Origin of the sequence: Vibrio sp. 1557 (assembly GCF_033340175.1) — a bacterium.
Taxonomy (GTDB): domain Bacteria; phylum Pseudomonadota; class Gammaproteobacteria; order Enterobacterales; family Vibrionaceae; genus Vibrio; species Vibrio alginolyticus.
Genome location: NZ_JAWOVZ010000007.1, coordinates 12,560 through 24,701, shown reverse-complemented (window position 1 = coordinate 24,701; position 12,142 = coordinate 12,560). Strand labels below are relative to the sequence as shown.

Genomic DNA, 12,142 nt, shown 5'->3' with positions numbered 1-12,142 from the left:
TGGAGGAAATAGGCCGACAAATTATGCACTCTTGATAGTTTATCAGCAAGCAAGGGAGCAAGATAACCGCACAATGTCACGCTGGTGTTAGAAATGAGATCGTAAGCCATAGCAAAATAAGAAACTATTTACATGCTAAGGCTTTTTTATCTAGAATATAATTTGGAGCATTTTTTATGCTACCAAACATCGATGTTTTTATACCGGATATACAAGGATTAATAATGAAGAATACAGCTCTAGCTATTCTTATGGCTCTAAGCGCATCAACTGCATTTGCAGCAGAAGAAGCAGGTTCAGCAGGCGCAGCTTCTGCATCTGCAACAGGCACAACAGCTGTAGCAGTAGGTGCGGCAGCAGCAGTAACTGTAGTAGCAGTTGCAGCGTCAGATAGCGATTCAACATCTACTTCAACATCTACTTCTACTTCTACTTCTACTAACTAATTTCGTTTCGTAGACAGAAGATAATCGCCCTGAATGATTCAGGGCGATTTTATTTGCAAGAGGGATCAATGAACATCTTCAGAACGTCCAAATGGATACAACCACTCCTCACTCTTCCGCTACTAGGTTTGCTCTTTGGCTGCACACAGAAATTCAATGATGTTTCAGCAACCGTCCAAGAAGCTTACGGTAACTACATCGATGTAGAGATGACCCCAGAAGAAATAAATGCCGTTCCTTATGCCAGTGCCTATTTGAGACTTGGGAATCAAAAACAGGTCTTTGTTGTTTTAGCTTTTGCAGAGAAAAACCCTCTCAATGGAAAAACACAACTAAAATGGGTAAGTGCTGACAAAGCTATGATCGTTACGGAGAATGGGCATATCGTCAAAACGATAGGTCTACAGAATGGGGACTTAGCGGGTGTTTATGGTGATGTGCCAGATTTTTCTTCTGATTCAGCCTCTGTCAACTACGCACTCTCATACGACTGGGCGACACAATATCGTTATGGCTTTCCAGCAAGTGTGACTCGTTCTTACTCTGGTCAAGAAACGTTGACGACACCAATGTCTAGCGCGACGACCAATGTATATAAAGAAACTGTTGAGTTTAGTAGTCTTTCCCACAGTGTCGAGAATATTTATTGGGTTGATGAACTAGGTCAGGTTGTTAAAACCTTACAATATTTAGGACCTAATATGATTCCGGTTGAGTTGACCATTTTGAAGGGGTATCGCAAATCATGAGCAAGCGACTAATCACATTATTCTGTTTGGTCATGCCACTTTTGAGCTCATATAGTTTAGCTCAAACAGAAACCTCTACTACACAGCCATTAAATGTTGAGTTGCTGGACGTAGGCAAACAGCTACAATTCCAAGGTTCAGCTCGTTTAGAAAGTGTGTTAGAACTTGCTAAGGAGCAAAGCGCCTCTCTGCAATACTCTCTTGGTACGACTTTGTTTGACAAATCGGATCGTGCCGAGAAAACCTCTACCGCTTTAAAGAACTCGGTACTCAATCAAATGATTCAACACAATTTGGTTGCACACCCATTCTACAAATTCATTAAGAAGCAAAGCTTTGCTCCACGCTTACTGTCCGCGATCGATGTTGATAAAATTCGACTAAATAAATTCGACAACCCACTGTTGCGCGGCAATTACCTACTCGCAAGCCCTCTACGCGAGGAGAAAGTGTATTACTTGGGAAACCTAAATAGCGTGTATTCCGTTAAGGACCAGGCAGGCATCCCTTTGCAGAGACAAATAGAGAGTTTGAAAAGTAACATTGGTACGTTATCAACACCGCCAGTGTTGATCTACCCAGATGGTCATGTAGTTAAACCGCATCACGGAGCTTGGTTAACAACACAATATTATTTACCACCTCTGACATTGGTATATGTCCCGTTTGGTGATCTTGAATACTCCGAAATGGACCAAGATATTGTCCGCCTACTCACTCAACTGATACCAAATTCCGCAAAGAGACCACAATGATGCCAATTAGAAAAAGCTTAACTCTTGCTTTAATGGGCCCAGCATTGGTTTGGGCTCAAGAGATGCCCTTTGAGGCTCCTCCTTTACGACCATCCCAAACAGACTTCGGTGGCGTTGGTTTAATGCAAATGCCAACAGGACGTATGGCTCCTGAAGGGGAATTCAACTTTTCTGTTACCGGTAGTGATGAGTACCTTTTTTACAACATCACTCTACAACTCATGCCTTGGCTAGAAACAACCATTCGTTATACTTCTGTTCGAGATTTACTTTATAGTAGTGACCCGAGTTTCTCCGATGATACTAACTATACTGATAAAGGCATTGACTTCAAAATTCGTTTACTGAACGAATCAGAATACCTTCCCGAACTTTCGCTTGGAGTGAGAGATTTTGCGGGCACTGGCTTGTTCGATGGAGAATACATAGCGGCAACCAAGCGATACTCCAATCCAAAGTTAGGTACCTTTGATCTTACCTTAGGTATGGGCTGGGGTTCGCTAGGCACTCGTGACAATATTTCTAATCCGGCTTGTAAGCTATCAGAGCGATTTTGTGAACGTCCTGCCGATTTTTTAGAAACGGGTGGGACAACCAACTTTGACCGTGTGTTCAAGGGAGCAGCAGCATTGTTTGGTGGTGTTGAATATCAGACATTACACGCCCCTCTTCGCTTTAAGCTTGAGTACGACAGTAACGATTACAGCGAAGAATTCCCTGTGGTGAGCGGTGGCGTAGACATGACACCACATACTCCATGGAACTTTGGTGTGCTCTACCGTCTAGGAATGGCCGATTTCCGTTTAAGTTATGAACGCGGAGACACTTTGGTCGCAGGTTTAACGCTCAACACTAACTTCAATGACATGCCATCATTCTGGCGAGATGAGCCTACGCCAGAAGTCGAAGATAACCAACCAGAAGAACTGTCTGATGTTGACTGGGAACGTGTAACAGAAGATTTAGACAAAATTGCTGGTTACCGAAACACGCGTGTTTATGTTGATAACAATACAGTAACTGTCGTTGGTGAGCAGAAAAAATATCGTGACCGTACAGAGGCACACGAAAAAGCGGCAGCTGTACTCCATAATGAAATGCCTGACGATATTGATACCTATGCGATCAATGAACGTAGCCGAGGCTTAGTCGGCGAACAAACGATTATTTCCAAGGAGAAATATCGCGACTTTGCCCAAGTTAATTACATCAACCCCAAAATAGAAGACGCAACCGCAAAAGCTAGCAATAAGCCAAGTGGAGAATCTGTCTATGATGGTTTTGAACGTTTTGATTGGGGTTTTGCACCGAAGCTTGTTCAAACTCTCGGTAACGCAGAAGACTTCTACCTCTTTAGTGTAGGACTAAGCGGTAATGCCTCATACTGGCTGACGGACAACCTTGAAATTGGCGGCTCGTTATACTGGGATTGGTATAACAACTACGATAAGTTTAACTATGTCACTCCACCTGATGGTACTACCGTTCCTCGTGTTCGCACCATGTTCCGCGCTTACCAAAATGAACATGCTGTAACCATGTCAAACCTACAATTGACTTGGTTCCAAGAGTATTCCAATACAATGGACCAGCAATTCTACGCGGGTTATCTGGAGAGCATGTTTGCCGGAGTAGGTACCGAGTTTCTTTACCGACCACAAGGAGCTAACTGGGCGATTGGCGCTGACGTCAACTTAATTTCTCAACGTGATCCACAAAGTTACTTCGGTGTTTACGATGAGAAATGGCAAAACGTGCCAGAATATGGACGTCCGTTCCAAGTTATTGATAAAGGCTTCACTGGTTTTGTATCTGGATACTACTACCCTCAATGGGAATTCCTACAAGATTTGATGATCCAAGTCGATGTTGGTCAGTTCCTAGCTGGTGATGTTGGTACACAAATCAATGTTTCTAAGCAGTTCAAGAGTGGCGTAATTGCTGGTGCCTTTGCGTCATTTACAGACTTGTCTGCGGATGAATTTGGTGAAGGTAGCTTTACCAAAGGTTTCTACTTGTCGATTCCATTTGACATCATGACCGTTAAGCCAAGCAACAATCGTGCGAACTTTAGTTGGCAGCCTCTTACTCGTGACGGAGGACAGAAACTCGGACGTAAATACAGCTTGATTGAGTTGACCGATGAGCAAAACCCTTGGTATCAAAGGCCTAACCGTTCGGATGTGGAATAAAGTAATCAAGGGAGCTTCGGCTCCCTTTTTCATATCTAGATACTGAGTCATAGAAGACTCAAACCTATCTCCCTGCTTCCAATAGCGCTACTTTTCGTTTCTTGCTAGAATTCGTGAGAAAATTTTAATCTATGGTGGAAGTTCTATGATCATCGTAACTGGTGGCGCTGGCATGATCGGCAGCAACATTGTTAAAGCACTAAACGAAGCTGGTATTAACGATATCCTGGTTGTCGACAACCTAAAAAATGGCAAAAAGTTTAAGAACTTAGTTGATCTGGACATCACAGATTACATGGATCGTGACGACTTTCTGACCCAAATTATGGCGGGCGATGATTTTGGTCCGATTGAGGCAATTTTCCACGAAGGTGCTTGCTCTGCAACGACTGAGTGGGATGGTAAGTACATGATGCTAAACAACTACGAGTACTCTAAAGAGCTGCTTCATTACTGTTTAGATCGCGAGATTCCATTCCTATACGCTTCTTCAGCAGCCACTTACGGCGATACAGATACTTTCGTTGAAGAACGCGAATACGAAGGCGCACTAAATGTATACGGTTACTCGAAACAGCAGTTTGATAACTACGTTCGTCGTCTATGGCAAGACGCTGAAGAACATGGTGAGACCCTTTCTCAAATCACCGGCTTCCGTTACTTCAACGTATATGGCCCACGTGAAGATCACAAAGGCAGCATGGCATCTGTTGCATTCCATCTGAACAACCAACTAAACGCAGGTGAAAATCCAAAACTGTTTGCAGGTAGCGAGTCTTTTAAGCGTGATTTCGTTTACGTTGGTGATGTATGTAAAGTAAACCTGTGGTTCCTTGAAAATGGTGTTTCTGGCATCTTCAACTGTGGTACTGGTCGTGCAGAATCTTTTGAAGAAGTAGCAAAAGCGGTCATTGCCCATCATGGAAAAGGCGAGATTGAAACCATCCCATTCCCTGAGCACCTAAAAGGCGCTTACCAAGAATTCACACAAGCGGATCTGACCAAACTGCGCACCGCAGGCTGTGATGTTGAATTCAAGACAGTTGCAGAAGGCGTTGCCGAATACTTGACTATCCAAAACAGTTAAGCACCACAAGGTGGTAGAACCATAACCTGCCACCTTTACTCAAATGCAATAGCCTGTATCATTCCTAACTATCTTTTTTCTCATTTAAACCACTTCGCCCGTACACGAATAGGTAACTAGACACGCCATGACCATAAAACGTGATGACTTCGACCCTAAAGCATATAACCCTGAGTTTAAGCGCCACTTTCTGTCGCCTAAGTACTGGGGCACGTGGTTAGGTGTTATCTTATTTTTACCTTTATCATTAATGCCACTGGGTTTACAAAAGTGGTTGGCGAAAACCATAGCCAAAAAACTGTCGAAATCCCACAAGGGGCCAGCTCACCGAGCGAGGGTTAACTTTGAGCTGTGTTTTCCGGAAAAGTCGTTCCAAGAACGTGAAGCTTTGATAGAAAAAACACTCTACACAGCAGCCATGTTCTTTTTTCGCTTCGGGTTACTAAGTTTACGCTCACCAAAATGGCTTCAGAACCGTTGCCAAATTCGCGGCCTAGACATTTTACGACAGCACATTGATAACAACGAAAATGTGATTTTAATGGTTCCCCACTCTTGGGCAATTGATGTGCCTGCTATCTTGCTCGCGTCAATGGGAATGCCAGTTTCTGCAATGGCGAAGAAACAAAAGAATGATGTTGCTGACTGGCTAATGCACAAGCAAAGAGTCCAATACGGTGGCCGTGTTTATGAACGCTCAGGTGGCATTAAGCCTTTCCTGAAATCCATTCGAGATGGCTATGTAGGGTATTACCTACCCGATCAAGATCACGGCCCAGAGCATAGTGTGTTTGTGGATTTTTTTGCAACACGTAAAGCAACGCTACCTGGTTTAGGCAAAATTGCGAAACTATCACGCTCAAAAGTACTGCCTCTATTTGCGTCGATGAACACTGAAGATGGTACGTTTGATATTGAGATTTTACCAGCGTTTGAGCTGGATAAAGGCGAAGAGCAAGACGCTCGTACCTGTAATGAAGCCATTGAATATTTTGTCGGTGATAAACCCGAACAATATATGTGGGTACTACAGTTGCTGCACTCTCAAGAAGACGGCAATAACTATTACAATTTGTTTAAACCAAGATATAACAGCGACTGGAAAGTGCAGTGAAAGTATTTGTCGTAAGCTTGGCTCGATCTCTAGATCGCCGAGAACGTATTGAAGAAAAGTTAAAACAACAAGGCATTACGTTTGAATTTTTTGATGCAATAGATGGCTCTGTTGACCGTTTTCTTCATTCAGAAAAAAGTCGTCCTACCATTACTCTACGCCGCAAAGGGTATCAATTAAAAACCAGTGAAGTCGCCTGTTTTGCAAGCCATTACGAGTTGTGGGTTCGCTGTGTTGAGCTTGATGAACCGATCGTCATCTTAGAAGACAACGTCGACCCCGTCGAAGGGCTGAAGCAAGTACTCGAACATACCCTTCCATTGACTTCTAATTATGACTACATCAAGTTGTCTGCCACTCAGAAGCGTGTATTCACCCCAATCGTACCTATTGATGATAATCATATGCTAGGGGGATACTCAGCAGGCACTTGTGGTACCACCGCTTATATCGTCACACCTAAAGCAGCCTCAAAGTTTGTTATGCATGCTCAAGAGTTTATTGAACCAGTCGATGACTACATGGAAAAACCATGGAGACATGGTGTTCAAGTTTACAGCGTGTCTCCAGATCTCTTTACTAGAGCAGAGATTGCTTCGACGATTGGTGGTAAAAGAAAAGATAAATCCAAAATGACTCTTGCGAATAAAATATACGCTGAACTTTTTAGAACTTATGAGTCAATTTTGAAATTCCTATACTGGAAAAACAAAGCATGAAGATTTTAGTCATTGGCCCTGCATGGGTCGGCGATATGGTAATGTCGCAATCGTTATATATCGTATTAAAGCAACGCCATCCAGATAGCCAAATTGACGTTATCGCTCCAGGATGGTGTAAACCGATTCTTGAGCGTATGCCAGAAATCCATCAAGCGATTGAAATGCCTATCGGTCATGGTGAGTTTAACTTATTAGGCCGCAGGGAAATTGGTAAATCATTACGTGAAAAGCAATACGACCACGCCTATATCTTGCCTAAATCAGCAAAATCAGCACTGATCCCATGGTTTGCAAACATTCCTCTTCGTACTGGCTGGAAGGGCGAAATGCGCTATGGTTTATTGAATGACTTACGCCCTAACATGAAGTCTTTTCAGTACATGGTAGAGCGCTATGTAGCGTTAGCTTATCCAAAAGCAGAAATGGTGGATTCTAACTCTCTCGGCGGGCTTGAAACCTTGCCTCGCCCACGCCTTGCAATCAACGCGGCAGAGCAACAAGCCACGATAAAAAAGTTCAACTTAACGCAAGACCAACCAATTATTGGACTGTGCCCAGGAGCAGAGTTTGGTCCAGCCAAAAAATGGCCCGAAACACACTACGCTGAAGTTGCGACGCAAATGGCTCGATCTGGGCATCAAATCTGGTTGTTTGGCTCTCAAAAGGACTTAGAGACTTGTAACAATATTCGCGCACTTGTTCCGACACAATTCCATGAGCACATTCATGTTCTAGCAGGCCAAACTAGCTTAATTGAAGCGGTCGACCTACTTGCTGCATGCAAGACTGTTGTCGCGAATGACTCAGGCTTAATGCATGTGGCAGCTGCGGTTGGTTGTAATGTTGTTGCCGTATATGGCTCAACTTCACCGAAGTACACCCCCCCACTCGCAGAAAAAGTGGAGATTGTTCATACCGATATTGATTGTCGCCCTTGTTTCCAGCGTGAATGTCAATACAAACACCTCAAGTGCTTGACAGAACTTTCGCCTAAGCAAGTGCTAGATAGCATCCAAAAATTTGACGCCATTACGATAAGCTCATGTTAGTTCGTATTGTTTATACCTTACTACTCGCCCTAGCGTCACCGCTACTTTTATTTGGTTTGTACAAGAGCAAACCAAATAAGCCTAAGTTCGGCTCTCGCTGGAAAGAGCACTTTGGTATCACTCCCAAGCTAAAAAGCAACGACAAACCTATTTGGATACATGCCGTATCTGTTGGTGAAAGCATAGCAGCAACACCTTTAATTAAAGCCCTTAAGGAACAAAACCCCGAACAATCTATTCTAGTTACAACAACAACAAGTACGGGAGCTGAACAGATTGCTAAGTTGGGTGATTTAATTGAACACCGCTATATGCCAATTGACTTTGGGTTCGCTATCAAAGGTTTTCTTAAAGCAGTGCAGCCAAAACAGATGTTGATCATTGAGACTGAGCTGTGGCCAAACACGCTTCACAATGTTCACAAAGCGGGTATCCCTATAACTGTCGTGAATGCGCGCCTATCTGAAAAATCGTGTCAGAACTACGCCAAAATACAGCGGCTTTTTAACCAGCTTCATCCATGCCTAACTCAAGTACTCTGCCAAACGGATTCAGATGCAGAGCGCTTCGAACGCTTAGGCGTTGAGAAAAAGAAACTATCCGTTACTGGCTCGATTAAGTTCGATATTCAAATATCAGAGCAAGTGAAACAGCAAGGACAGCAGCTTCGAGCCCAACTTGGAAACGATCGTCCGATTTGGATTGCAGCTAGCACCCACAAAGGCGAGGACGAACAGGTATTAGATGCACATAGACAAGTTTTAAAATCTCATCCAAATGCTTTACTCGTTTTGGTTCCTCGCCATCCAGAACGATTTGATGATGTATTCACGCTTTGCCAACAGCAAGGATTTAAAACTGTGCGTCGTACTTCAACGCATGCAGTAGAGACGAATACTCAAGTATATCTCGGCGATACAATGGGTGAGATGCTAACGTTGATGGGCGCAGCGGACATCTGCTTTATGGGTGGAAGCCTAATTGGAGATAAGGTTGGTGGTCATAATGTGCTAGAGCCTATTGCACTCTCTAAACCAACTATCAATGGACCAAGCTACTTCAACTTTATAGAAATAATAAATAGTCTTCGTGAATGTAAGGCGATCTACCTAATTGATGATTTTACATCCTTAGCAGAAACAATACTAATCATTCTATCATGTAACACAGCGTCAAAAAGTGTTCATAGAGCTAACTTGTGGCTAAAAGAAAATAAAGGCGCATTAAATAGAACTCTTAACAAAATATAAGTATCTAATATAAAAATTCAACCCCATTATTAATGAACAACTCTTTTCTAGTTTTTATCGTATTTGAGAGGCAAAATGACTAATAAAATCTTAGTCCAACTTCCAATTGGAGCTCATAGTCCAAACCTAGAAATAACGCTTAGCTATACTAATGAACTGATTAAGCAAGGTAATGATATTACGATATTAACTTGCTCGGGTTCCGATGATAGCTGCTTATACAATCCTCTAGGCCTTCCATCTACCTGCCGTTCTTGTAAACGTCGGACTCGAGAAGCGTTGTCTCACCTTATCGGTGGCTATAAACACGAGGAAACTTTAGGATTAAGAAGTTATAAATTTAACTACCATTCCACTGAAGAACTAAAAGCTATTAAATATAAAGGTACAAATGTGGGCTACTCAGCCTTATCTAGTTATGCATCTCTTACACGTAGTGTTGATATTGACTATAGTAATAAAAAAACTAGATTAATTATAGATAAATATCTGTCTACTGCCTGTAAGCTAACCGATTCTGTTGTGCAGTTACAACAACATTTTTCATTTGATAAGTTCGTATTATTTAACTCTCGTTTGAATACTTATCGTAGTTTTTTTGATTTAGCAAAAATAAAAAATATCCCAGTTACTGTTGTTGAGTTAAACTTTAGCAAAGACAATGCAATGATTTTTGAAAATGCAATGCCTCATGATATTGCATATAATGGATATTTAGTAGAAAGCTTGTTTAAAAATCTGGGCTATGCAAAGACTGAACAAAGAGCGATAGAATTCTTCAATAATAGAGCAAAATCACTATTTAGCAATGAAGAGTCTTATACCAAACAGCAGAATAAAGACCTCTTACCTGACAACTGGGATCCAAAAAAAAAGAAGATCGCTATATTCAATAGTTCAGAAGATGAATTTATGGCCATTGGAGGAAGCTGGGAAGAAAACAGATTATTTAAAAACCAATATGAAGGCCTTACGTTTATTTCTAATTACGCGAAGGATCATAATATTATTTTCTATCTTAGGATTCACCCAAATCTTCGTGGCACTCAAAAATCTTACCTAGAAAAACTATTGGCACTAAAAAGTGATAACTTTGTTGTAATTCCACCTGAAAGTAAAATTTCAACTTATAATCTAATGTATAATTGCGATGCAATTATAACATTTGGTAGTAGTATTGGTGTAGAGGCGACATACTGGAGCAAACCATCAATCCTATTAGGTAACTGTTTCTATCGACATTTAAATATAACTTACAACCCAACATCAACCAAAGAACTAATTACCTTAATAGAAAGCGATTTGGAGCCAATAGATAATAAATTAGGTTGCCTAAAAATGGCAAGCCATATGATAAATCCAGGATTCAAGGTTCACGGATATTCGTTTAATAACAAGAAAGGCTATATAAATGGCAAAGAAATAAAAAGGAAGAAGTCTCTACTACAAAAAATAGAGAGTAAATATACAAAATATTACTTAAAATCAATAAAATCGTAGTTCTACTTTTTAACCAAACATAAGCAATGCTCAGCTAGGTATTGCTTATGTCTAGACTAGAAAATAAAAACTCATCATTAAAGCACTTAAATCCTCTTTAATCGTCTTACCTTTCAATCTATTACTACTTTCTAAAAATCACACACTACTTTTAAAGTATAGATAGGAGTGTGTGATTTTTTACTCGCTATTAGAATATAAAAAGAGGATTGAACTTAGTTATAACCGTTAGATAAGTTCAAAAGAGACTGGAGTTCCACGACTAATATTCTTTTTTACAGTTTTTCCAATCACTTCATCATAATACTTTGGTGCTAGACCAAATCCGGGACGAATACTACGAACATGTTCTGGCGTTAATATTTCGCCCTCTTTAATATCTTTCACAATGTAAAGAGAGCGACGAAACTTCACATTACCTTTTTCCGCTTCAGTTCTTTCATAATTAACCTTACCAAGAGCTTGCCACGCTGTTTTCGTATCTTTACACAATGCCTGTAACTCTAGAGGCTCCAGTGAGAAGCTATCATCAGCGCCACCACCATTGCGATCCATTGTTACATGCTTCTCAATTAAGCAAGCACCAAGGGCGATAGATGTCACTGCTGTCGCGTTATCAATAGTGTGGTCAGATAAACCTGAAAGAACATCAAAACGCTCGGCAATATCTGCAATCGTTCTTAGATTGTATTGGTCTGCAGGTGCAGGGTAACCACTGACACAATGAAGCACAACCAACTCCTGACAACCATTATCTTTTGCTGTCTTAATAGCTTCAGCAATCTCTTCTTGATTCGCCATTCCCGTTGAAATGATCATTGGCTTGCCTGTTTGGGCAACGCGTTTAATAAGAGGTAGATCAATCACTTCAAACGAAGCAATCTTATAAGCCGGAGCATCGAGTTCTTCCAAAAGCTCTACTGCGCTAAAATCGAAAGGAGAACTAAAGATAGTAATACCTAACTCTTGAGCTTTTTCGAATAACGGCTTATGCCATTCCCATGGCATATGAGCACCTTTATATAACTCATACAAAGTCTGCCCATCCCATAAACCACCATGAATTTGAAACTCTTCAGAGTCACAATCCATAGTAATAGTTTCATGAGTATAGGTTTGTAATTTTATCGCGTCTGCACCCGCCTTCTTCGCTTCTTCCATGATTTGGAAAGCACGATTAATATCCCCATTATGGTTAGCGGATAATTCTGCGATGATATAAGGAGGGAAGTCTGGCCCAACTTTACGGCCGTCAATGGTAATAAATGGTTTCATTTT

The 12,142-nt window shown here is 41.4% G+C and carries 11 protein-coding genes; 10 read left to right on the top strand and 1 reads right to left on the bottom strand.

The annotated features are described in order from the left end of the window. The first annotated feature begins 224 nt into the window (after nucleotides 1-224). The 10 genes from R7070_RS10935 to R7070_RS10890 all read left to right on the top strand — a co-directional run bounded on the left by R7070_RS10935 (nucleotide 225) and on the right by R7070_RS10890 (nucleotide 10,864). Complete coding sequence (locus R7070_RS10935; protein WP_005535462.1) at nucleotides 225-446, top strand: hypothetical protein; 222 nt, start codon at nucleotides 225-227, stop codon at nucleotides 444-446. Between the two features lie 68 nt (nucleotides 447-514). After that, a complete protein-coding gene (locus R7070_RS10930) occupies nucleotides 515-1,195 on the top strand; it encodes a YjbF family lipoprotein (RefSeq protein WP_047103810.1) in 681 nt (226 codons plus the stop codon). Then, nucleotides 1,192-1,950 carry a capsule biosynthesis GfcC family protein gene (locus R7070_RS10925; protein ID WP_256900479.1) on the top strand — a complete coding sequence of 253 codons (759 nt, stop codon included), beginning with the start codon at nucleotides 1,192-1,194 and terminating at the stop codon, nucleotides 1,948-1,950. Before R7070_RS10930 ends, R7070_RS10925 begins: the two co-directional genes overlap by 4 nt. Next, the gene (locus R7070_RS10920) at nucleotides 1,947-4,142 is read left to right on the top strand and encodes a YjbH domain-containing protein (RefSeq protein ID WP_256900480.1); all 2,196 of its coding nucleotides are present in this window, start codon (nucleotides 1,947-1,949) and stop codon (nucleotides 4,140-4,142) included. Before R7070_RS10925 ends, R7070_RS10920 begins: the two co-directional genes overlap by 4 nt. Before the next feature lie 145 nt (nucleotides 4,143-4,287). After that, the gene (rfaD, locus tag R7070_RS10915; RefSeq protein ID WP_256900481.1) at nucleotides 4,288-5,229 is read left to right on the top strand and encodes an ADP-glyceromanno-heptose 6-epimerase; all 942 of its coding nucleotides are present in this window, start codon (nucleotides 4,288-4,290) and stop codon (nucleotides 5,227-5,229) included. Nucleotides 5,230-5,356: 127 nt separating this feature from the next. Next, nucleotides 5,357-6,343, top strand: coding sequence for a lauroyl-Kdo(2)-lipid IV(A) myristoyltransferase (lpxM, locus tag R7070_RS10910; RefSeq protein ID WP_017634970.1), 987 nt, complete (start codon nucleotides 5,357-5,359; stop codon nucleotides 6,341-6,343). Then, nucleotides 6,340-7,062, top strand: a complete 723-nt coding sequence (locus R7070_RS10905; RefSeq protein ID WP_053307407.1) for a glycosyltransferase family 25 protein — start codon at nucleotides 6,340-6,342, stop codon at nucleotides 7,060-7,062. The genes lpxM and R7070_RS10905 overlap by 4 nt, the downstream gene beginning before the upstream one ends. Further along, nucleotides 7,059-8,114, top strand: a complete 1,056-nt coding sequence (waaF, locus tag R7070_RS10900; RefSeq protein WP_149192302.1) for a lipopolysaccharide heptosyltransferase II — start codon at nucleotides 7,059-7,061, stop codon at nucleotides 8,112-8,114. The genes R7070_RS10905 and waaF overlap by 4 nt, the downstream gene beginning before the upstream one ends. Then, nucleotides 8,108-9,364: a lipid IV(A) 3-deoxy-D-manno-octulosonic acid transferase gene (gene waaA, locus R7070_RS10895; RefSeq protein WP_256900482.1), complete on the top strand. Its 1,257-nt coding sequence runs from the start codon at nucleotides 8,108-8,110 to the stop codon at nucleotides 9,362-9,364. Before waaF ends, waaA begins: the two co-directional genes overlap by 7 nt. A 75-nt stretch (nucleotides 9,365-9,439) precedes the next feature. Continuing rightward, on the top strand, nucleotides 9,440-10,864 hold the full coding sequence (locus R7070_RS10890; protein ID WP_065275032.1) for a hypothetical protein: 1,425 nt from the start codon (nucleotides 9,440-9,442) through the stop codon (nucleotides 10,862-10,864). A 228-nt stretch (nucleotides 10,865-11,092) separates the two neighbouring features. Here R7070_RS10890 and pseI read toward each other — a convergent pair whose 3' ends face one another. Then, on the bottom strand, nucleotides 11,093-12,139 hold the full coding sequence (gene pseI / locus R7070_RS10885; protein ID WP_065275031.1) for a pseudaminic acid synthase: 1,047 nt from the start codon (nucleotides 12,137-12,139) through the stop codon (nucleotides 11,093-11,095). Nucleotides 12,140-12,142: the final 3 nt, after the last annotated feature.